Annotated in this window: 19 protein-coding genes; 8 read left to right on the top strand and 11 right to left on the bottom strand. The window is 47.3% G+C overall.

Translation table 11 applies throughout. The features are described from left to right. Nucleotides 1-43 precede the first annotated feature (43 nt). Genes Q0323_RS08645 through napA form a run of 6 tightly spaced genes read right to left on the bottom strand, consistent with a single transcriptional unit; the run spans nucleotide 44 to nucleotide 6,471 of the window. Entirely contained in the window at nucleotides 44-379 is a 336-nt protein-coding gene (locus tag Q0323_RS08645; protein WP_298053551.1) for a chaperone NapD, read from the bottom strand. Further along, nucleotides 376-1,581: a hypothetical protein gene (locus tag Q0323_RS08640; protein WP_298053549.1), complete on the bottom strand. Its 1,206-nt coding sequence runs from the start codon at nucleotides 1,579-1,581 to the stop codon at nucleotides 376-378. Before Q0323_RS08640 ends, Q0323_RS08645 begins: the two co-directional genes overlap by 4 nt. Nucleotides 1,582-1,590: 9 nt before the next feature. Continuing rightward, complete coding sequence (locus Q0323_RS08635; protein WP_298053778.1) at nucleotides 1,591-2,115, bottom strand: nitrate reductase cytochrome c-type subunit; 525 nt, start codon at nucleotides 2,113-2,115, stop codon at nucleotides 1,591-1,593. After that, entirely contained in the window at nucleotides 1,997-2,929 is a 933-nt protein-coding gene (gene napH, locus Q0323_RS08630) for a quinol dehydrogenase ferredoxin subunit NapH (RefSeq protein WP_298053545.1), read from the bottom strand. The genes Q0323_RS08635 and napH overlap by 119 nt, the downstream gene beginning before the upstream one ends. Beyond that, the gene (napG, locus tag Q0323_RS08625; protein ID WP_298053542.1) at nucleotides 2,926-3,684 is read right to left on the bottom strand and encodes a ferredoxin-type protein NapG; all 759 of its coding nucleotides are present in this window, start codon (nucleotides 3,682-3,684) and stop codon (nucleotides 2,926-2,928) included. Before napG ends, napH begins: the two co-directional genes overlap by 4 nt. A gap of 3 nt (nucleotides 3,685-3,687) precedes the next feature. Then, the gene (gene napA / locus Q0323_RS08620) at nucleotides 3,688-6,471 is read right to left on the bottom strand and encodes a nitrate reductase catalytic subunit NapA (protein ID WP_298053540.1); all 2,784 of its coding nucleotides are present in this window, start codon (nucleotides 6,469-6,471) and stop codon (nucleotides 3,688-3,690) included. A gap of 533 nt (nucleotides 6,472-7,004) precedes the next feature. Between napA and Q0323_RS08615 the strand changes: the two genes are divergently transcribed. The 6 genes from Q0323_RS08615 (at nucleotide 7,005) to Q0323_RS08590 (ending at nucleotide 14,553) form a co-directional block, all read left to right on the top strand. Next, entirely contained in the window at nucleotides 7,005-9,257 is a 2,253-nt protein-coding gene (locus tag Q0323_RS08615; RefSeq protein WP_298053537.1) for a molybdopterin-dependent oxidoreductase, read from the top strand. Between the two features lie 266 nt (nucleotides 9,258-9,523). Further along, nucleotides 9,524-10,306: a formate dehydrogenase accessory sulfurtransferase FdhD gene (gene fdhD, locus Q0323_RS08610; protein ID WP_297896767.1), complete on the top strand. Its 783-nt coding sequence runs from the start codon at nucleotides 9,524-9,526 to the stop codon at nucleotides 10,304-10,306. A 9-nt stretch (nucleotides 10,307-10,315) separates the two neighbouring features. Continuing rightward, nucleotides 10,316-11,107: a LysR family transcriptional regulator gene (locus Q0323_RS08605; RefSeq protein WP_297896768.1), complete on the top strand. Its 792-nt coding sequence runs from the start codon at nucleotides 10,316-10,318 to the stop codon at nucleotides 11,105-11,107. A 17-nt stretch (nucleotides 11,108-11,124) separates the two neighbouring features. Further along, nucleotides 11,125-11,313: a sodium-dependent tyrosine transporter gene (locus Q0323_RS08600; RefSeq protein WP_177388229.1), complete on the top strand. Its 189-nt coding sequence runs from the start codon at nucleotides 11,125-11,127 to the stop codon at nucleotides 11,311-11,313. 391 nt (nucleotides 11,314-11,704) lie between these two features. Then, nucleotides 11,705-13,042 carry an ankyrin repeat domain-containing protein gene (locus Q0323_RS08595; RefSeq protein WP_298053534.1) on the top strand — a complete coding sequence of 446 codons (1,338 nt, stop codon included), beginning with the start codon at nucleotides 11,705-11,707 and terminating at the stop codon, nucleotides 13,040-13,042. Nucleotides 13,043-13,227: 185 nt separating this feature from the next. Then, complete coding sequence (locus Q0323_RS08590; RefSeq protein ID WP_298053532.1) at nucleotides 13,228-14,553, top strand: aminotransferase class V-fold PLP-dependent enzyme; 1,326 nt, start codon at nucleotides 13,228-13,230, stop codon at nucleotides 14,551-14,553. A 489-nt stretch (nucleotides 14,554-15,042) separates the two neighbouring features. Here the strand turns inward: Q0323_RS08590 and tupC are convergent, their stop codons facing one another. Both tupC and tupB read right to left on the bottom strand, forming a co-directional pair. Next, nucleotides 15,043-16,347 carry a tungstate ABC transporter ATP-binding protein TupC gene (gene tupC / locus Q0323_RS08585; RefSeq protein ID WP_298053528.1) on the bottom strand — a complete coding sequence of 435 codons (1,305 nt, stop codon included), beginning with the start codon at nucleotides 16,345-16,347 and terminating at the stop codon, nucleotides 15,043-15,045. Then, nucleotides 16,344-17,036, bottom strand: coding sequence for a tungstate ABC transporter permease TupB (gene tupB, locus Q0323_RS08580; protein ID WP_298053526.1), 693 nt, complete (start codon nucleotides 17,034-17,036; stop codon nucleotides 16,344-16,346). The genes tupC and tupB overlap by 4 nt, the downstream gene beginning before the upstream one ends. A gap of 70 nt (nucleotides 17,037-17,106) precedes the next feature. Between tupB and tupA the strand changes: the two genes are divergently transcribed. Further along, on the top strand, nucleotides 17,107-17,925 hold the full coding sequence (gene tupA / locus Q0323_RS08575; RefSeq protein WP_291937738.1) for a tungstate ABC transporter substrate-binding protein TupA: 819 nt from the start codon (nucleotides 17,107-17,109) through the stop codon (nucleotides 17,923-17,925). A gap of 134 nt (nucleotides 17,926-18,059) precedes the next feature. After that, on the top strand, nucleotides 18,060-18,191 hold the full coding sequence (locus tag Q0323_RS08570; protein WP_298053523.1) for a hypothetical protein: 132 nt from the start codon (nucleotides 18,060-18,062) through the stop codon (nucleotides 18,189-18,191). Nucleotides 18,192-18,441: 250 nt separating this feature from the next. Here the strand turns inward: Q0323_RS08570 and dnaK are convergent, their stop codons facing one another. Genes dnaK through Q0323_RS08555 form a run of 3 tightly spaced genes read right to left on the bottom strand, consistent with a single transcriptional unit; the run spans nucleotide 18,442 to nucleotide 21,733 of the window. After that, complete coding sequence (dnaK, locus tag Q0323_RS08565; protein WP_291937735.1) at nucleotides 18,442-20,328, bottom strand: molecular chaperone DnaK; 1,887 nt, start codon at nucleotides 20,326-20,328, stop codon at nucleotides 18,442-18,444. Nucleotides 20,329-20,372: 44 nt separating this feature from the next. Continuing rightward, entirely contained in the window at nucleotides 20,373-20,948 is a 576-nt protein-coding gene (locus tag Q0323_RS08560) for a nucleotide exchange factor GrpE (RefSeq protein ID WP_298053519.1), read from the bottom strand. Continuing rightward, nucleotides 20,945-21,733: an HrcA family transcriptional regulator gene (locus tag Q0323_RS08555; RefSeq protein ID WP_297949967.1), complete on the bottom strand. Its 789-nt coding sequence runs from the start codon at nucleotides 21,731-21,733 to the stop codon at nucleotides 20,945-20,947. The genes Q0323_RS08560 and Q0323_RS08555 overlap by 4 nt, the downstream gene beginning before the upstream one ends. Nucleotides 21,734-22,045: the final 312 nt, after the last annotated feature.

Raw genomic sequence — 22,045 nt, 5'->3', positions numbered from 1 at the left:
AATATAAAATTTAGACAAAAAGCGCGAATATGGCGGCGGCGGTTTAGACCCGCACCTTGCCGCCGTATTTGATCTGGCTCGGGTCTTTTTTGTCCAGCTCTCGCATTATCTGCTCGCCGTTGTCGGAGTTTGCCGCGGCGATATCTGCGTCCAGATCGGAGTATGAGTAGATCATCATCGCCTCGCTTACGCCCTCTATGGCCTCTATCGCGCGAAATACGGTGATCTCGTCCTCGAAGCTCTCCGCGCTAATCGTGGCTACCGCCTTGCCGTCCTTGCACGCGACGAACTCGCAGCCGTCGATACTTTGCAGCTGCTTGCGAAACGCCGCTACGTCGGTATTTGCGCCTAGATAGATTACGACGCTTGAAATATTCATTTTAGCCCCCAAAAGTAGATATATCTATTGTACCCCGAGCCCACGAGATAATCTCCTTCGAAAAGCAGATAGTTGATGATGTCGTTGTCCAGCTCGATGCTGCGGACGATCTCGCCTGCTTTATCGATTACGCGTACGCCGTTACCAACTGTAAAAGCACCCAGCTCGGGGCTTAGCGCCACGGCAAAAACTGCAAAATGGGCGTTATAAAATTTAGCGAAATCGCCGTTTTCGTAGTAGCACGATCTTTCTTTGTCGTTCGAGCCACTCATCATGCGATCGCCAAGCAGCGCCACGGAGTAGATCCCGTCCTTGTGCAGGGATTTTTGGCTCATAAGCTTTTTCGCTTTCGCGTCGAAATAAAACACGATGCCGCCTTCACACGAGATTAGTAGCGTCCCGCTAGTGCGGTCGTAGGCGCTACCGCCCAAAGACGCGATGGTAAGCTTTTGCTCGAAGCTTACCTTGCCGCTAGGTAGGTCGAAGTATAAAATTTCGCTACCAAGACCTAGCAAAATCACGGTGTTTTCGTTGTAGAAATAGACGTTTTTGATCCCCGTCATCGGCAATTTATAGTGCGTAATATTGCCGCCCGCAAACACGCCCAGTATCTTTTCAAACGCGTCGCCGTTATATAAAAATGCGTATTTTTCGCCTAATTTATCGACGTCGAACATGGTAGCGCCCATTGGCTCGTCTAGGTAATTTTTGGACGAGGGTAGGGCGAAAATTAGCGTTTTGGATATTGCGCTCGATGCGGAATTTGAGGCGGAATTTAATGCCGTAGAATTCTCGGCAGAATTCTGCTTCGCGGAATTTTCTAAAGAATTTACGGCAGCGGAATTTGCGGTGGAATTTCCCGTGGAATTTACGCTTGCTTTAGCATTGAAATTCTGCGCCGCATCGGAATTTGTGCTTGCGACGGAATTTTGATCTGCGAAATTTTGCCCGGCGGTGGAATTTAGCGCGGAATTCTCCGCGGAGTTAATGGTGATTTTATAGAGCTTGCCGTTGTCAAGCCCTGCGTAAATTTCGCCGTCTAGATTTTTTAGCACCGCGACATTTGCGTCAAGCTCTAGTATGAAGCTAGCGTGTTTGATCTTTGCAGGCGCATCTATGCCCACAGCACCACTAGGTATTGCAACGCCGTTGCCGGCATAGATGAAGCAGGCGCAAAGTAGCAGCGGTGGTAAAAATTTCATCGCGCGCTCCTACTCAACCTCGGCACCTTGATTTAGCGTATCTATGAGATTAGAAGTGGAATTTGCGTCGCTAAACCTACTAAAATCAGCCTTAAAATTATTTTTCACTAGCGGATTGGTTTGGGCTTGCGGTACGTGGCATTGAGTGCAATTGAATCGCTGCTCGGCTAGCGTGCCGTTTAGATCCGCGCCTGTGCGAAAGTCTACCAGGTGACTTTTTGGAATCGGCGTAGAGCCTACATCCTTAGCGACATCGGGCATATGGCAGGTTACGCACATATTGTTATCCTTTGTGATCGGCACGAGCCCTTCTAAGCTGTGCGGTATAAGAGGCGGAGCGTTTTCGAAGCTGCGCTCGATTTTCGAAGCGGCGCCCGGAGCATCCTCGCTATATTTGAAATCGGGCAGGGAATTTTTATTTTGCACCGATTCGTCCACGCTTTTTATAAAGCCCAAGCTGTCGGCATCTATAGAAGCCGTCTTGTCCGCGGCAAAGAGCGCCGCACAGCATGCAAGAGCCAAGCCTAAAACCATTTTTTTCATTTTTTACTCCTAATATACTAAAATTTAACGCATCGTCGTCGCATACGTCGATGCAGCGCCCGCAGCTGATACACTCGCTGCTAACGCGCCCGTTTTCGCGCCCGACCATCTTAAGCACCTGAACTTCGGGGCAGACCATTTTGCATTTGCCGCACATCGTGCATTTATCAACCTCGTGGCGAATGCGAATGATACTAAAATAGCTAAGCACCGCCCAAAATCCGCCGAGCGGGCATAGCCGCGAACAGATCGTGCGATCGCCCGCAAAAATTTCAAAAACTACAATCAGCAGCGCGATTGCAAACGCACTAGCACTTAGCGATATGACGGCGCGTGCGAAAAGCGAGATAAAGCTCACGCTCTCAAACGCCGCAAAGCCGAAAGCTCCGCTGCAAACAAGCGCTAGCACCGCTAGGACGTAGCGAGCCTTGCGGTTTACGCTAACGATCTTAGTCGTTATGCCAAGTCTTTTACGAAGCCACGCGGCAAGATCGGTTAGTAAATTTATCGGGCAAACCCATGAGCAATATAATCGCGGCGCTATAAGCGCATAAAATGCTCCTACGATAAGTGCTCCTATAACCGCCGTAGCACCTAAAGAAAAGCTAGCTAGCAGCATCTGCGCCGTCGCAAACGGATCGCTTAGATTAATCGTGCCGAAAAGTTTCGACGAGCTTAGATTGCCCTTTAGAATTCCTGATAAAATTCCGTTTTCGCTCGCGGCTTTGAAGGCGAAATTATTTCCTAAAATAAAAAGGACTAGAATAGAAATTTGGCTTAAACGCCTTAAAATAGTGTATTTCATTGTCTAGCCCCTTCCATTAGATCGTCCTCGTTTAAGTAATCCCTGCTTTTTTGCGGATCGAGCTTAATTTTGGTATCTGCGTCCTTTAGCTTCGCGTCGTCGCCCTTGATCCAGCCTTTGACGTAGTTATCGCTGGAAATTCCTATGACGCGCTCGCGCTCCACGACGCTGATAGCCGCCTTTTTCGTGACGCAGGCATGCTCGCATTTACCGCAACCCGTGCAGTAATCGCTATCTACGACGGGCACGAGCAGGGCGTGCTTTTCGGTGCGGTTGTTGTGACGGTAATCGATCCTGAGTGCCTTATCCATCACGGGGCAGCTTCGCACGCACGCGTCGCATTGGATACCCGCATAAGCGATGCAATGCTCTGTATCTATGACCGCAACGCCCATTTTGGATAGACGCACGTTTAGCTTAGAGTTTTCGCTCACTAAATTTTTATCTAGCGCGTCGCTAGGACAGGCTGCGACGCAAGGTATGTCGTCGCACATATAGCACGGAATTTCGCGCGGGATAAAAAACGGCGTGCCGTTTGCAATAGCGTGATCGCAAAAGCTCGCAAGCTTAAGCGTATCAAATGGGCACGCCTCGACACAAAGTCCGCACCTCAGGCATTTGCTAAGAAATTCTTTCTCGCCTATAGCTGCGGGCGGGCGGAGTTTGGCGTGCTCGCCGGAGTTTGCGACTCCGAGCCCCAAAACGCCAACGCCAGCAGCTAAAGAAAGAATGCCTAAGACCTCACGCCTATCCATAATTTACGCCTTGTAAATTTTAACCGCGCATTTTTTGTAGTCGGTCTCTTTTGAAAGCGGGCAGGTATGATCGAGCGTGACGCGGTTGATATAAACCTTCTCGTCAAAAAACGGCACGAAAATAAGCCCTTTCGGCGGAATGTTACGTCCGTGGAAGTCCACGCGCGCTTTGACTTTGCCGCGGCGCGACTCGATCCAGACGATTTCGTTTTGTTGCACGCCGATTTTGGCGCCGTCGGCTTCGTTCATATAGCATCTTGCCTCAGGCACCGCGCGATAAAGCTCCGGCACACGCATAGTCATAGTGCCCGTATGCCAGTGCTCCAGCACGCGACCCGTACATAGCCAGAAAGGATACTCCTCGCTCGGCACTTCTACAGGATCCATATATGGACGGAAGAAAATTTTAGCTTTATTAGCAAGGCTAGTTTTTTCTTCGCCAGAAGTAGCGGATTTCAGATCGCCGCTAGGAAGCGCCGCTTTGGCGTTGCCATAGAAGGCGAAGTCACTATCCGGAGCCGCTTTTTTGGCATAAGGATCGTATTGAGCGTTAAAGCGCCAAAGTGTTTCTTTGCCGTCTACGACCGGCCACCTAAGACCGCGCACTCGGTGATATGTATCGAAATCGGCTAGGTCGTGTCCGTGACCGGTGCCGAATTTTCGGTATTCCTCCCAGAGATATTTTTGAATGAAAAAGCCATAGCCTTTAAATTCTTTGCCGTCGCTGCCGATTACGCCGCGTGAGTCGCCGTTTACTTCGGAGTTATCGAAGCTTGCCATAATCGGATCTTTTGCCGCGAAAGCCTGAGCGTCTTTGTTTGCAAAGAGCACTTCAAATAGTGTAGTCTCTGGCGTATAGCCGAATTCTGAAATTTTATCTAATACGTTTGGAAGCGTAAGCTTATCATTTACTTTAACCTCGCCCCAGAAATCCTTGAGTTTGAAGCGCTTGGAAAACTCTAGCATCTGCCACGTATCGCTCATAGCGTCGCCCACAGGAAGAACCTGCTGTCTCCACCACTGAGTTCTGCGCTCGGCATTGCCGTATGCGCCCCATTTTTCGTAGATCATCGCGGTTGGCAGGATCAGATCGGCTACCTTCGCGCTTAGTCCCGGATATGGCTCGCTTACTACGATGAAGTTATCCATCTCGCGCGCTGCGGCTATCCAGTGGTTTGCGTTGGCGATCTGCTGCCACGGGTTATTGACCTGTACCCATATCCATTTTATTTTGCCGTCTTCGAGATTACGCAGAGCCTGCACGTAGTGCGCACCCGGTTTTGGATTTATCGTGCCTTCCGGAAGCTTCCAAATTTTTTCGGAAACCTTTCTGTGAGCCGGATTTGCCACGACCATATCAGCAGGTAGGCGGTGAGAAAACGTGCCCACCTCTCTAGCCGTGCCGCAAGCGCTAGGCTGACCGGTAAGCGAAAACGCTCCGCAGCCAGGTTTGGCTTGCTTGCCAAGAAGGAAATGTACCATGTAGCTTTGCTCATTGACCCAAGTTCCTCTTGAGTGCTGATTAAAGCCCATCGTCCAAAAGCTTACTACTTTGCGATCTTTTTCTATATAAAAATCAGCAAGCTGCTTTAGCTTGGTCTTAAACGCCTCTAAATCCTCACTTTCGTCACCCTTAGCTAAAGGCGCTACAAATTCTAACGTGTAAGGCTCCAGTGCTTTTTTAAATTCTTCGAAGCTTATGAGCCAGTGAGCATCCGATTTGTCAGAGTGTTTGTTTTCGAGTACGTCGCCCTCTTTCATACCCAGATATGCTAAGGTAACGCCCTCGGATTTGCTTAAAATTTTGGATTTTTGCTTAGCCGCGGTATCAAGCTCGGTCTTGCGGTATTTTTTATGATTTATATCTTCTCGCAAGCCATAACCGATATCTACTGGACCGGTAGCGAATACGCAGTGCTCTTTAATAAATTTTTCGTCTATCATCTCTGGATGGTTATAAACGATCTCTCGTGCTATGTAGTTCCATATCGCAAGATCAGTATTCGGACGGAATATAATTTCGATATCGGCGATATTCGAAGTGCGGCTAGAGTAGGTCGAGAGATTTATAACTTTTACGCGATCCTGGTTGCGAAGCTTATGGTCGGAGACGCGAGACCAAAGGATAGGGTGCATCTCAGCCATATTCGCGCCCCAAGCGATGATGGTATCGGTTAGCTCGATATCGTCGAAAACACCCGCAGGCTCGTCAATACCGAAGGTTTGCATAAAGCCTACGACGGCGCTGGCCATGCACTGGCGAGCATTAGGATCGAGATTATTGGAGCGAAAGCCCGCCTTTACTAGCTTTGCTGCGGCGTAACCTTCCGGGATCGTGTATTGACCGCTACCAAGTACGGCAAAGCCCTCGGGACCACCTTCGTTATAGGCTCGCCTAAAATGCTTCTCCATTTCGTCGAACGCTCGTTGCCAGCTGATCTCGATAAATTTTCCCTTTTTGTCGAATTCGCCTTTGGAATTTACGCGCAAAAGAGGCTTGGTGATGCGATCGGCGCCGTACATGATCTTGGCGTTGAAATAGCCTTTGATACAGTTTAGACCGCGATTTACTGGGGCTAGCGGATCGCCTTTGACCGCTACGATCTTGCCGTCTTTGGTGGCTACCATGATGCCACAGCCGGTGCCGCAGAAGCGACAGGCCGCCTTGTCCCAGCGCCAGCCTTTTTCGGCTTCGTCCGCAGCACTAAGACTGCTAGGCAAACTGATGCCCGCAACGCTACAGGCAGCCGCTGCTGCAGAGCTTTTTATAAAGTCTCGTCTATCCATGAGATTAACCTTTCGTTTAGAATTAATTTCTACTAAGATTTTGAATAATAGCATAAAAAAACAGCTTAGTCTAGATTAAAATCAAAGTTTTTTCTACATAGATTTCAGATATAAGATAATAATTTTATAAATTTTAAATTTAGTGGCTCAAATTTTATCAGGATAGCGAGTTTTTGATAAATTTTAATATAGATTTTCATTTAATTAAATTAATATATTATACCGATAAATTAGCATTAAAATTTCATAAAAATTCAATCGCGCTTTGAAATAAAACGGAGCGTAATAGAATTTCGAAATTTTATTAAAATTATAAAACTTAGCTTAAAAAGCGTATTTTGTGATAAGCGATAAATTTTACACTAAAACGCCGTCATTATCGAGGCAAAAGCGTAAAATTTAACTATTCAATTTAATATGCGATATTTGCATATTGCTTAAATTTTGCTTAAAAAAATTCACTAATTTAAAAATTCTTTTATAATCTAGAAAGTATAATAGCCGTGCAAACCAAAATTCTTGAAAGGAATATTATGCAGTCCAGAGAAAAGATTGTCAAAACGACTTGTCCTTACTGCGGCACCGGCTGTGGTATCGATCTTATCGTAAAAGACGGCAGGATCGTAAACGCGCGCCCTACGCAGGCTCATCACGTAAATGACGGCGAGCTATGCTTAAAAGGGATGTTCGGCTGGGAGTTTGTAAACTCTCCAAAACGCCTTGCCAAACCTATGATCCGTAAGAAAAACGGAGTATTTGATAGAAGCGGTAAGCTTGAGGAGGTAAGCTTTGAAGAGGCTTACGATTTTGTAGCGACTAAATTTAAAGAGACCGTCGCTAAATATGGCCCAAGCTCAATAATGGGCTTTAGCTCGGCACGCTCAAATAACGAAGACAACTACGTTTTTCAGAAATTTTTCCGAGCTCAGGGCAGCAATAACGTCGATCACTGCGCCCGTCTTTGACACGCTCCTACAGTGGCAGGTCTTGCCAGCACGCTAGGAAACGGAACGATGACTAATGATTTGGTAGAATTTGCGACCGATACGGACGTATTTTTACTCATCGGTACCAACACGAGCGAGTGTCACCCGATCATCGCTATGCAGATGCAGCGAGGCTTGCAGCGCGGCGCTAAGATGATCGTAGTAGATCCGAAACGCACCGATATGGCGAAAAAAGCAGACATCTATCTGCAGATCCCGCCGGGCGCGAACATTAAGACGCTAAATACCATTATGCACGTTATCATCGCCGAAAATTTGCAAGATGACGAGTTTATCAAAAACTACGCTCACGGCTACGAGTATTTAAAAGAAGCGGTTAAGGACTTTACTCCTGAGCGCTTCGAGCGCGAGACCGGCGTGAAAAAAGAGCTCGTAATCGAAGCTGCTAGAATGTATGCTAAAGCAGGCGCAGCGGCGATCTGCTACACGATGGGTATCACGCAGTTTAGTGACGGCACCTCAAACGTCTTTTCGCTTTCAAATTTAGCTATTTTGACGGGAAATTTAGGCAAAAGAGGCGCGGGCGTAAATCCTTTGCGCGGTCAAAACAACGTCCAGGGCGCATGCGACATGGGCGCGCTGCCTAATGTCATCCCTGCAGGTGCGGTAAATTCCGCTTACGCTCAGGAGCAGGCGCGCAGAGTATGGCACTTTGAGCTAAATCCGACTCCAGGCTTTAAGCTTACGGTCGCACCCGATAAGATGGATAGCGGCGAGCTGAAGCTACTCTATGTTTACGGCGAAAACCCCGTAATGAGCGATCCTTGGACGGAGCACTTCGTGCATGCAACGCATCATCTGGATTGCTTTATCGTGCAGGATCTTTTCTTTACCGAGAGCGCACAGAAGGCAGATGTCGTACTACCTGCTGCCGGATGGGGTGAGAAGGACGGCACCTTTTTAAACACTTCCCGTCGCGTCCAACGCACGCGCAAGGCAAGCGAGCCGGCTCCTGGCGTAGAGCCTGATTGGAAGGTCGTTTGCAATATCGCACAAAGAATGGGACTTGAAGGGTTTGATTTTTTAAGTGCGGAAGAAATTTGGAACGAAGTGCGTGCATTAATGCCTAAATTTTTTGGCGGTATTAGCTACTATAGGCTAGATAAGCTAGGCGGCATAAGCTGGCCATGTCCTGATGAAGATCATCCGGGCACACCGGTTCTTTACGCAGATCATAAATCGATGCTGCCTGACGGTAAATTTAGAATGGTGCCGGTACTTTACGTGGATGATAAAGAGGAGCGCGCTAAAGCTGAGGCGGATTTTAGAGCCAAGATGAAAATTCCTGATGATTATCCAGTGGGAAGCGGCGCGCTTAGCGAGATTCCGGATGAAATTTATCCGTGCTTATTTACGACTGGGCGCAAGGTTTATCACTACCATACTGGCACGATGACGAGAGAGTGCCGCGCGCTAGAGTACGGCGCGGGCGCAGAAGGCGCGCTCATCGAGGTAAGCCCTGACATCGCACGCGAACGCGAGCTTACCGAAGGTTGCTACGCGCTAGTCAAAAATAAGCGCGGCCAGATCGCGGCGAAACTGCGTATAAATCCGGATCTAAAAGAGGGCACGATCTTTACGACCTTCCATTACAGCGAGGCCGACGGCAACGAGCTCGTGCATGCGGGCGATCTGGATCCGCTATCGGGTATCCCACCGCTAAAGATGACGATTGCAAATATCAGAAAGCTTAGCGAGAGCGAGTTTATCGAGTTCAGAAGACAAAACGAGATGTCGATGCACTCTGAAAAACCTTATCTATCGCCGGTTCATAAGTAGTTTGGGCGGCAAGTTCCACCCGCTTTATATAGATGAAATTTCATCGCGGCTGCGGCAAAATTTGATGAAATTTTATCTTTGCGGGCGCTTCATGGCCGCTTGCGCGCATGGTGCGAGCGGCTCGTGGGTTTTCCACGCGATTTTTTAAATACAAAACTGCGAGCGCTTTAAATTTACGCACGCCGCTTCGGCTTTACTTCGGCGAATTAAGGCTATTTAAGCAAAATTTCACTACGATACGGGCGAAATTAAAATAAGGAAGGTCTATGGAGCCGATTTATAGGGCGGAGATAGTTAAATTTAAAGGGGATGAAAGAAGGAACGTAAGCGATATCTTGGTTCGCGAGATCAAGCTTGAAATTTTACTAAACGGCAAGCGTTTCGGCGCGCTGATGGCGACTCCGAGTGATTTAAAGGCGCTTGCGGTAGGCTATTTGCTGAGCGAAAATTTGATCTCGGATCCAAGCGGCATAAGAAGCATTGAGCTCGCGCCGGACGGGCTTAGCGTGAATGTCTGCGGCGAGATAAACGAAAAGCGGCTAAATAGCTTCGATGCCGAAAAGGTTATCATCAGCGGCTGCGGGCGCAGCTCTACCGCAAATATCGATCCAGAGGCGATGGCGGCGCGCAAAGTCCGCTCGGACGCTAAATTTCATAAGAATGAAATTTTAAATTTGATGAGCGAGTTTTACACGCAGTGCGAGCTTTACGAGATGACGGGTTGCGTGCACACCGCAAAGCTCTTTACCGCGGGCGGCGAGTATTTTATCGGCGAGGATATCGCCCAGCACAATACCATCGATAAATCCGTCGGCAAGGCGGTCTTGGCGGGGCGCGATACGCAGGGCTCGCTTCTTTTGGTAAGCGGCAGGCTAAGCTCCGAAATGGTCGCCAAAGCCGTGATGAGCGGCATTAGCGCGCTTGTTTCGCGCACGGCTCCTACGAGCCTCGGCGTCGTGATCGCGCGTAAATTTGATCTTACTCTTTGCGGCTTCGCGCGCGGCGAAAATTTAAACGTCTATAGCGGCGAAGAGAGAATTTTGAGTTAAGAAGGCGGCATGGAGATAGATATCAAGATAGACGATAAAAAAGCAAGCGAGATCAAAAGGCTGATTTTAAATTTACTAAATCCAAGCGGCAAGCTCGATTGCGGCGCGGCGTTTAAGATCGCCGCCAAATTAGGCGTAGACGCGAGCGTCGTAGGAGATCTCGCGGCACGCGAAGGGATACGGATAGATCGCTGCGAACTCGGACAGTTCGGCAAGCTGCAATGTAGCGGAGGCAGCATAAAGGCTCTGCAGAAGCTAAATCCGTTTTTGGATGAGAAAAGGCGGATTTTTTGCCGCGACGCCCGCGCCGTAGCTAGCGGCGGAGTGGGGTTCGATACGGTGCGCTCTACGCTTAAGGAGCACGCCATAGACGTGAAATATTGTCAGTTGGGCTGCTTTAAGGAGAAGAAAGGCAAAAGAATGAGGGTAAAAACGAAAACTTGGATCGAAAATGCGCAGGGCGAGCTCATTTTTGGCAAGGGCAAAACCGAAGTGCTGGACGTGATCGCTCAAACGGGCTCCATCTCTAAGGCCGCCGAGGTTTTGGGGATGAACTATAAAAAGTGCTGGAGCCATCTGCAAATTTTACAAAAAAATCTGCAAGAGGAGCTCTTTAGTACCAAGCAAGGCGGCGGCAATGCCGCGGGTACGACGCTAAATGCACGCGCCTATGAGCTGATTGCTGCATATAAGCAGCTGCAAAGCGATATAGAAAACTACGCAAACGAGCGCTTTAAGGAGCTGTTTTTGAAAAAAGAGGGCGAAAAAGACGCAAGTAAAGCGGCAGATAAAAACCATTAAATTTAAAGGAGAAAACGATGTTTGTAAAGCTAAACGAACGAACCTATCTAAACAAAGACAGGATCACGCGCATCAAGGTAGATAGCGTCCAAGACGGTATCAGAATTCGCTTTTATGAGGGGCAGTTTCAAGTCGCCAAAAGCGGCAGATTTGAAAGCGAAGAAAAAGCGATGGAGTGGCTGCAGAAAAATTTTATCGGCAAATAGCCGCAAAGCGCACTTCATAGCCGCGCGAGCAGCTTGAGAACAAATCCCGCAAAATACGCTTTTGGTGATACGGTAGCGGCTTGCCGCTCATTAACACTACGATAATTCGGTGGTTTGTGCTTTCAAGAAGAGCTTGCGCAAAGATGTTGCGGTAAATTTACGGCGAGCGAGCTTCGGATATAATGCCTAGCGTAGGTGTAAATAGAAGATGTAGCTACGCAAATAAGGTCTATGACGACATTCGTTCGCCAAATTTACTCGAAAGATTTCATCATTCAAACCCGACTTAACCGCATTTCTCAGCTAGCTTTGCCTATTTCGCCTATATAGTATTTATATTTTATTAAGTACTCATTGGATATAGTCGCGGGCAAAATTCTAAGGGGAAATTTTGAAAAGCTTTAAACTTCGGTTTATTTATGCCGTCTGCGTGGTAGTCGTATGTGCGCTGTATCTGCTAGCCGAAAGATTAGGTCTTACAGAACGCAAACAAACCCATTTTACCGTTACTTCAGATACAAATGTCTCAAAAGTGCCGGGTCTTAGCAAATACGCAACCCAAGAAGAGGTCGATAGCTTCGCATTTCGCTACTGGGATATAGATTACAATTCAAATCCAGAAAACGTATTTAAAGAACCCGCCATAGACGTAGAGCTAAAAAGACTTTTAAAAAGCAAGCAAACTGATGAAATTTTAAAATTTATGAAAGATAATAATCTATCCGTCGATCATACTATGGACGGAGGGGTAACGCCCGTGATGTATTCTAGCTTTTGGGACGATACGAATACTACTCAAGAGCTTATAAAGCTAGGCGCGGATATACATAAAAAAGACGAATACAAGCTATCCGCTATGGCTTATGCGATAGAAAATAACTCCACCAAAGCGGTAAGACTACTTTTAGACAACGGCGTTAAATTTGAAGAAGCCAAGGTGGTGCAGATGTACCTATATCCGCCAAATATAAAAAAGATCTATATTAAAAATAACAAAGTAGATCATATCGATTATACCAAACACAATAGGGGCCCGGGTTCAAGTGATGCAAGCCTGCTTCTTGAGTACGTTATTCGTAATAATTTTGTAGAGCTAGCGGAAATGATATTGAAAAATGGGTATGTGACAAAATATTATTACGGCTATGATAATAATGAGAATGTAATAACAAGCGATGAGTTTACGGATATAGTCCCTGAGGAAAGCATATTAGCGACAAAGAAGAATACGGAAGAGGAACGCTATCAAAAATTTTATATAGAGGAGTTTAGATACTATTATACGTATTATAGACTACTTGATTATGTGCCGCATTATGAAAAAATGCTAGATTTACTTTTAAAGTATAATGTCAAAGGGCAGCCTCCCAGGGAACTGCTTAAAATAGAATATGATAAATGCTATAGTGATAGAGAATTTTTTCTGCGTAATACATATGAATCATATTGCAGAGGAGTAGAAAGAATCAATCAGATATCTGAACGATATACCGTCCCTATTTCGAAAGAGAGATTTGAAAGACTAAGGCCTATGAAAAAAGAATTTTATGATAAGCATTGCCCTGATGCAAATTCTACATTTAAAGATACCAAAAAATTTATAGCTTGGCGAAGCGGTGAAAAAGAATTCGAGATGGTATTGGCATATTTGAAGAGTTACTTTGAAAATGGCGATACCGAAACGGTAGTAAACTTAGATGAAAATACGCAGCTTGATACAAACAAATAGCAATAATAATTCCAAATAAGGAGAGGCGCAATGGCGAAGTTCGATAGAGAAAAGTATAAAAACCCGAACATTGTAGGCGAGGTCATTTTAAAATTCTCGTTAAAATTTCTCCCAGCTAGGACGTAAAGCCTTAAATTAATCCAAATTTCACTATAATTAATCACTTCAATTTTTAAAGGCCGCGAATGCTAAGCTTAGACGAAATTCGAAAAAATATCATTCTAAAACCGGGCGTGCATTATTTTGACTACACCGCTTCGGGGCTTGCCTATGAGCCCGTAGAGCGCGAGATAGCGGACGTTTTAAAAACCTACGCCAACACACACTCCGACAGTAGTTCGAGCGCGATCATCACGCAGGGGCGCTACGAGGGCGCACGCGAGAGCCTAAAAAAGCTGCTTGGGCTTGATGAGAGGTTTTATCTCATCGCTTGCGGGCAGGGCGCGACGGCCGCGATCAAGAAATTTCAGGAGCTACTTGGCATCTACCTACCGCCTGCGACCAGAAGCGCAATCGGCGAGGCGAATTTACGCGCCGCGCAGCTTCCGCTCGTGCTCGTTTCGCCATACGAGCACCATTCAAACGAGCTTAGCTTTCGCGAGGGGCTTTGCGACTACCTGCGCATGCCGCTTAGCGAGGGCGGCGAGATCGATCTGATTGCGCTTGAGCGCATCCTAAAGCTTAACGCAACACGCCGTATCATCGGCTCGTTTAGCGCCGCCTCAAACGTCACGGGCGTCATTAGCGATTATAAAAAGATTAGCGAGCTAATCAGAGCCGCGGGCGGTATCGTGGCCTTTGACTGCGCGGCGCTGAGCTCGCACGCAAATTTAGACTGCGATCATTTCGACGCAATTTTCCTCTCGCCGCATAAGCTACTCGGAGGGCCTGCAAGCTGCGGGCTTTTGGCGATCAAAAAGGAGCTGCTTAGCAGTGATGTGCCGACATTTGCCGCAGGCGGGACGGTCGCCTACGCCAGCCGCGAAGGACACGTGTTTTTGAAAAATCACGAGCAGCTAGAGGAGGGCGGTACGCCGCCTATCACCGGGCTCATGCGAGCAAGCTTAGCCTACGCGCTGCGAAACGAAGTCGGTTTTGAGAGGATAAAAAGCGCCGAGGACGAGCTCGCGCGGCTTTTTGAGAGCGAGCTAGCGGGCATAGACGAGATCATAAACTACGCTCCAAAGGGCGCGCCGCGGCTGCCGATTTTTTCATTTAACGTGCGCGGCGTCTCGGCGTATGATTTCGCCGCGAGCCTGAGCAACGATTTCGGTATCCAGACGCGCGCGGGCGTGATGTGTGCTGGGCCGTATGCCCACGATCTGCTGGGTATCAAGGAGGGGCGCATGCCAGAAAGCAAGCCGGGCTTCGTGCGCGTGAGCCTGCACTATACGCACACCGAGCGCGACGTGCTCTATCTTGTGGGCGCGATAAAATCCTGCATCAAAAAACACCGCGAGCTTTGGGGCGAGGAAAAGGCGATGTATGAGATGTTTGGCGGGAAAATTTAAGCAGTGTAAGGCTAAAGCTCTGCCACTTTTTTGAGCTCGCGAAATTTTATAAAATTCCGCGCTGTTTTTAAAATTTATCGGAATTCCGCGCCGTCTCTTTGGAATTTTACGCTGGTTTTGCGCCGCGGAATTCTTACCATCGTTCCGCCTTTGCATTGTAGACGAAATAAACGGCACGCTCTGCGGAATTAAAATTTAGAATTTGAAATTCCGCGCCTAGAAATTGTGGAATTTCAAAATCCCGTTAGCTATATTTGCGGCTAAATTTTAAAATTTTTTAGCGATGGAATTTTAAAATTTCACACTGCGCCGCCAGGTAAAGCCCTGCCTGTAAATTTCAAAATTTCAAGGCGCAAATTTTTGCGCTCTGTTTCGCCGGGTATGCCGCGCTAGATGGTTCGCAGTAAAAATTTGAGGCAGAAATAATATTAGTGCCGCGCGAATAAAAATTCTAAAGCGAAATAAAGTTTATCCGCACTTCGCGCAGAACTACTCCAGCCCTAAAAACGCGCCGCTTTCAAATCCGAAATAGATCCTCTCGCCTGCGCTCCAGCGACGCTCATCCTGCGCCGTGACGCATTTTAGCAACACGTCGCCCGCCTTGATCTTGATGAGCAGCGAGGAGCCGTACTGAAGCGAAACCGAGTGCAAAATCCCCGCGAAGCAACGCTCAAACGGGCTTTGGGATAATAAAATTTTACTCGGATTTATCGCGATTTTGCGAGCCCGTGCCAGCCCCTCTTCAAGGCGCAGCGAAATTTCATCCGAAAATTTTAAAATCCCGTTTTGCACGTCAAAGATATTTTTGTATTCAAACTCGCATATCTTGCCGCGATGCAAAAATACGCTTCTTTGCGCGATCGCGCTGAGCCATTTCTCATCGTGGCTGGCGATGATAAAACCGCAGCCGTAGCGGCTTCGCATAAATAAAATCGCGCGCGCAAAGAGCTTGGAGGCAGCAAGATCGAGGCTGTTGGTCGGCTCGTCGAGCAGATAGAGCTTCGCGCGCTGCGCCAGAGCGAGCGCAAACGCGATGCGCTGCGTCTGCCCCGAGCTAAGCTCGAAATGCTTCTTCGATAAAAAACTTCTATCAAGTCCCGTTAGGGCGAGCGCCTCATCCACTCGCTCGTCAAATTCCGCAAGCGCGCCGCGACTTTTGAGCGCAAATTTAAAATTTTGCTCCACGCTGCGTTTTAAAAGCACGGGCTCGGGCAGCAGCAAGCAGGTCTGCCGCAGCGTCTGCAAAGAGGGCGCCTGCTGCCCCCAAAGCTCCACGCTGCCGCTGCTTGGATGCTGCAAAAAGGACAAAATTCGCAGTAGCGTGGATTTGCCGCTGCCGTTGGAACCCAAAAGCGCTGTGATGCCGCTCGTATTTAGATCGAGGCTAGGGATATTTAAAATTTCGCTCCGTCCGTAGCACAGCACTAGATCCCGCACCGAGATCAGTTCGCTATCGGGTACGGATCGCGCGGCGGCGGAATTCTCATTTGCAAAATTCTTTCTCGCAGAATTCTCACTCGCGAAATTCTCGCTTTTGGAATTTTTACCCGCGGAATTTGCGCTAATGGAATTCTCGGTCGCAGAATTTACACTCTTAGAATTTACCGCAGTGGAATTTTTATTCGCAGAATTCTCGGCGGCGAAATTTATGCGCATAGAATTTACGCTCGTAGAATTCTCGGGGGCGGAATTTGCGTCCGTGAAATTTTCGCTTATAAAATTTTCGCGCTCCCGCTCCGCGCGGTTTTTGTCCGTGAAATCTTTGCTCGGACGCTTTAGTTTATCTGCACTCATCGATCCAGCCTTTTTAGCGCGTGGATGGCTAAATTTACCGCAAACGCTATTAAAATCAGCACCAGCGCGAGCGCTATACCCATCGCAAACTCGCCTTTGTTGGTCTCAAGCGAGATCGCCGTGGTGATCGTGCGGGTGAAATATTTGATATTGCCACCGATCATCATCGCTACGCCTACCTCGGCGACGATCCGCCCGTAAGCGGTGGCGATGACGACCAGCAGGGCGTAGCGCAGCTCGTAAAGCACGCAAAGGATTAAATTTAGCGGGCTTAGGCGGTAGTTCATAATGTTTAGATAGTGTTTTTTGTCCATATTTTCGATGACGCTGGCGCTTAGCGAGACGATGATGGGAAGTGCCAGCACAAACTGCCCGAGCATCACGGCTTTGAGCGTAAAAAGCAGCCCCAGCTCGCCCAAAGGGCCGTTTCTGGATATGAAAGCGTAAAGAATCAGTCCTATCGCCACTGTGGGCATTGCAAGCGCTACGTCGCTTAAAAGTCTAAGTGTTCTGCGAGCGCGAAATTCGTAAAATCCGAGGATAAATCCTATCGGGAAGCCGATTATAATCGCAAAAAGTATCGAGATGCTCGAAGTATAAAGCGTCGCTTTAATCGCCGAAAAGGTCTCCGCATCGCCGCTAAGAAGCAGCCCGAATGCGCTTAAAATTCCTTCTAAAATAAAGTCCAAGATTGTGTCCTAAATGTTCTATTCTGGCAAATTTATATGCTATAATAGCATATTTTTTAAAGGAGATAACATGAAAAAAATATTTTTTGTTTCGCTTGCTCTTAGTGCGAGCCTTTTTGCCGCCGATAACGATTTGGTGATGGCAACCACAACGAGCACCGATAATACGGGCTTGCTAGACGCTATCTATCCTGCGTATAAAGCGGAAACCGGCGTCGATATCAAATGGACGGCGGTAGGCACAGGTGCTGCTCTAAAGCTTGGCGAGAACTGCGATGCGGACATACTTTTCGTGCATTCGCCGAAGGTCGAGAAAGAATTTGTAGAAAAAGGCTTCGGCGTTGACCGCACGCCCGTTATGTATAATGATTTTATCCTCATCGCCGATAAATCGATCGCGCCTAAATTTAAAGGCAAAGACCTTAAAGGCTCGTTTGAGCTAATCAAGGCGGAGAAGATTAAATTTTTCTCTCGCGGCGATAAATCGGGCACCGATAACAAAGAGAAAGGTATTTGGAAAAAGGTTGAGGGCGCCGTGCCTGAAAATGAGGCGTGGTATAACCAAACCGGTCAAGGCATGATCGCCACGATCAACGCAGCCGCCGAGCAAAAGGGCGTGACCTTTACCGATCGCGGCACCTACATCAAATACGAGGACAATAAAAAGGGCAATCCCGATATGGTTATCATCAATGAAGGCGATAACGATCTGAAGAATTTTTATTCCGTAATCGCGGTCAATCCGAAGCACTGCCCAAAAGCCGACTACGAAAACGCGCAGCGCTTCATCAAATGGATCACTAGCGAGAAGGGGCAGAAGTTCGTAGGCGATTTCAAGCTGCTAAATAAGCCGCTTTTCACCCCTGATGCGAATACTCGCAAGAATTAGCTCTAGTTAAATAAAGCTAAATTTAAAGCCCAAAGACGAAGCGTCGCCTTTGGACTTTTGCTTTTTCATAAATCAATCTGTGCGCCTTTAAATTTAGTTCTTTTGCTTCTAAAATTTAACCGGCACTTCTCTTTATGATACATTTTTTACTTTCTAGCCATACGTTTAAATTTATCGCAGCTTCGTTTGTGGGCGATAGGCTTAAAATTTCAGCTATATTTGAGATCGGCACGGAGAAATTTCAGTCGCGTTCGGATATACTTTAATGTCTAGCGATATTTATACAGCGCAAAATTTAGTAGTATTTATGTGTGACTCAAAATTTTAGTTTGTTGGGAATTTGATTTGAAGTAGCAGTTAAGCTCGGGCGTATGAAAAACGCCCGAGTCTGTGAGGCTATGAAATTTTATGTGCGGTTTATGGGGTCGCTTCTGCCGCGCGCCGGTAAAATTACTTTTCAAGCGCAGACAAAACTACCGAGCGCGCGGCTATAAAATTTCACTTTGCGTGAGCGAGCTATTCGACTTCGGCGTCGATGACGTCGTCGTCTTTTTTACCGCCGTTTGAGCCGGAGCTTTGCGATCCGCCTTGCGCGCCCTGATTTGCGCTGGCAGCCTTGTATAGATCCTCGGCGACCTTGCTTAGGGCTTCTACTTTAGAGTTTATCGCTTCCTTGCTCGCGTTTTCATCCTTTAGCACGGCTTTTAGATCATTTAGCGCGCCCTCGATCTTAGCGCGTAGATCGCCCGGCACCTTCTCGCCCATCTCGCTTAGGCTCTTTTCGGTTTGATGTGCGATGCTGTCGGCTTGGTTGCGCGCTTCGACGGTCTCTTTGCGCTTGTTGTCTTCCTCTTTGTGAAGCTCGGCATCCTTCACCATCTTATCGATTTCGGCATCGCTTAAGCCGCTTGAGCCGGTGATGCGGATGTCGGTTGCCTTGCCGGTGGCTTTGTCTTTTGCCGAAACGGTTAAAATTCCGTTCGCATCGATGTTAAATTCCACCTCGATCTGCGGTACGCCGCGAGGAGCGGGCATGATACCTTCAAGATTGAAATTTCCTAGCGATTTGTTGTCCTTTGCAAACTCGCGCTCGCCCTGCAAGACGTTGATCGTAACGGCGCTTTGGTTATCCTCTGCTGTCGAGAAGGTTTGAGATTTTTTCGTAGGTATCGTAGTTCCCTTTTCGATGATCTTGGTCATCACGCCACCTAGGGTTTCGATGCCTAGGCTTAGCGGAGTGACGTCGAGCAGTAGCACGTCTTTTACGTCGCCTTTGATGACCGCGCCTTGGATTGCAGCGCCGATCGCTACGACTTCATCAGGGTTTACGCTCTTATTTAGCTCCTTGCCGAAAGCCTTTTTGACTTCCTCTTGCACTAAAGGCACGCGCGTCGAGCCGCCTACCATGACAACTTCTTTTATGTCGTTCATGCTAAGACCTGCATCGCTTACGACCTTTTTGAGAGTGCTTATGGTCTCATCTACCAAAGAATCGATCATACTTTCAAATTTAGCTCTAGTGATGGTTTTCATTAAGTGTTTTGGACCTGTGGCGTCAGCAGTGATGAAAGGTAAATTTACCGTCGTTTCCATCGCGCTACTTAGCTCTTTTTTGGCGTTTTCTGCAGCCTCTTTTAGGCGTTGCATAGCCATGACGTCGCCACGCAAGTCAATGCCTGTTTCAGATTGAAATTCCGAGGTTAAAAAGTCGATCAGTTTGTTATCGAAATCATCGCCGCCCAAAAATGCATTACCGCCGGTAGCTAAAACCTCTACGACGCTATCGCCGGTTTCTAGCACGGTTACGTCGAACGTACCGCCGCCCAGATCGTAAACGACGATCTTTTCGGATTCTTTTTTATCCAGTCCATACGCAAGCGCCGCTGCGGTCGGCTCGTTAATGATACGAAGCACGTTTAGGCCCGCGATCGTTCCTGCTTCTTTTGTTGCCTTTCTTTGGCTGTCGTTGAAATACGCAGGCACGGTTATGACCGCATCTACGACGGGCTCGCCCAAAAACGCCTCAGCATCCTCTTTTAGCTTGATTAATACCTTGGCTGAAATTTCTTGCGGTGTATAAACCTTGCCCGCGATCTCTACCGCGCACGCGCCATTTCGGTCGATGATCTTATACGGTAGGCGCTTTTTGGCTTCCTGCGCGTTTTTCTCATTCATCATAAGACCCATGATGCGCTTGATCGAGTAGATCGTCTTTTCCGGGTTAGTGACTGCTTGGCGCTTGGCGCTGTCGCCTACTAAAACCTCGCCTTTGTCGGTGAAAGCGACTACCGACGGAGTGGTGTTTTTGCCCTCTTTGTTCGGTATGATCTTGCTCTCGCCGCGTTCGAATATGCTTACGCACGAGTTTGTTGTTCCTAGGTCGATGCCTATGACTTTTGCCATTTGTTATCCTTTGTGTTGAATTTAAAATTTTAAAATTTGGACGATTATTTCGCCACTACTACCATAGCGGCGCGCAAAACGCGCTGCTTATACATATAGCCTTTTTGATAGACCTGAACTATATCGCCTTTTTTAACGCCTTCGGCTTCAATCATCGAAATAGCGTTATGCACGCTAGGATCGAATCCCGCATCCGTCGCTATCGGAACGATACCATATTTTTCAAAAGTCTTTGTAAAAAGGCTTAGACATTGTTTTACGCCGACTTCGATTTTATCCGCAAGCTCATTACCTTCCACATCAATTTTGGCGGCCTCCTCAAGCGCGTCGATTATCGGCAGCAGATCCTTCGCAAAGCTCTCGCTAGCGTAAGCAACAGCGCTATCTTTTTCTTTTTCCAAACGTTTTTTGAGATTTTCAAAATCCGCATTGGCGCGGTAAAATTTATCAGTGATCTCACTCAGCTCGTTTTGAAGCTTTTGTATCTGCGCATCGGTATCGTCGCATGTCTGCGCCTCTTGCGGCTCGCTCACCTCTGACGCGCGCTGCTCGCAAACCTCTTTTTCTTCACTATCGCACGCTGCGTTTTTATCGCCGTGCTCTTTAAATTTATGGCTCATGCTACTCCTTTAGCGTAGTTAAAAAATTTCTCGTAATTCTCGTAAACGCTGCCTGCGCAGATCATCGTAGCGTCCTCGCCTTCGAATTTTACGGGGCGTTTGATCCCCATAAATCCGTGCTCGAAGTAGGGCGCGAAGATCAAATTTTTAGTAAAATTTACGGCGATCGAGGGGTTGAGTAAAATTTTAAACCGCTCGTCTTTGAAAATCTTATACGCTACGACCTCGTTACAAAGAAATTCGATTTTAGAATTTTTTAGCTCTTTGATTTTGGTGCTAAGCTCGCGCAGACCGATCTGCATCGAAGCTAGCTCCAAATCTCCGAGTGAAATTCCTATTAAATTTGATAAGAATTTAAAAACTCTAAAATCGTATTTTAAGATAATCTCGTCCGTTCTAAATGTAAGGATTATGAAACGATCATCATGATTGATGACTTCGCTTAGGGCTTCGTTTTCGGCATTGAAAATCATACAGTAAATTTCAAAATCCTCAAGCACCGCTTCTAGCTCGCGAGCATCGTCTATTTTTAACTCATCGTCGAAGCTAAGTCTAGCGCGCCAGTAATCTTGCATCGTCGCAACTGTGGGGATTCTACCACCGCTTACATGAAGCTGCGTCAAAGCCCCCTCGTCGCTTAAGCGCTTAAAATAAATTCGAATGCTAGACGCTGACATCGCTACGCCCATACGCTCACCCAGCTCGGAAGATCCGATCGGGGTATTGCTATCGAGATAGGCGGAAATGATGGATTCCAGGATCATATCGCGTTTATTTGTTTTCACTTTTAGCACTCTTTCGGTAAGATTGCCAGTATTATACAACATTGAGTGGTAGGATGTCAAGGTTTTTATATAAATTTTATAAAATTTTAGCAATCAAGTCCTGAGTTTGCTAAATTTTAACTATGATTTTTGAGATGAGCGTAATTCTTGGAATTCTTGGAATTCTTGGAATTTATCGCGGTGCCATTGCGGTAAATTTTATCGTGCTTTTCGTATCTTTAAATATAAATTTTACCACACAGCCGGCTTAGAGCTTCGCCGTATGTGCCAGATTAATTCTATATTTGCAATAATGGCGAATTGGCAGTGTAG

Origin of the sequence: uncultured Campylobacter sp. (genome assembly GCF_938030145.1) — a bacterium.
Taxonomy (GTDB): Bacteria; Campylobacterota; Campylobacteria; order Campylobacterales; family Campylobacteraceae; genus Campylobacter_B.
Note: the sequence above shows the minus strand (reverse complement) of the source record. Positions and strands in the feature narration are given on the sequence as shown.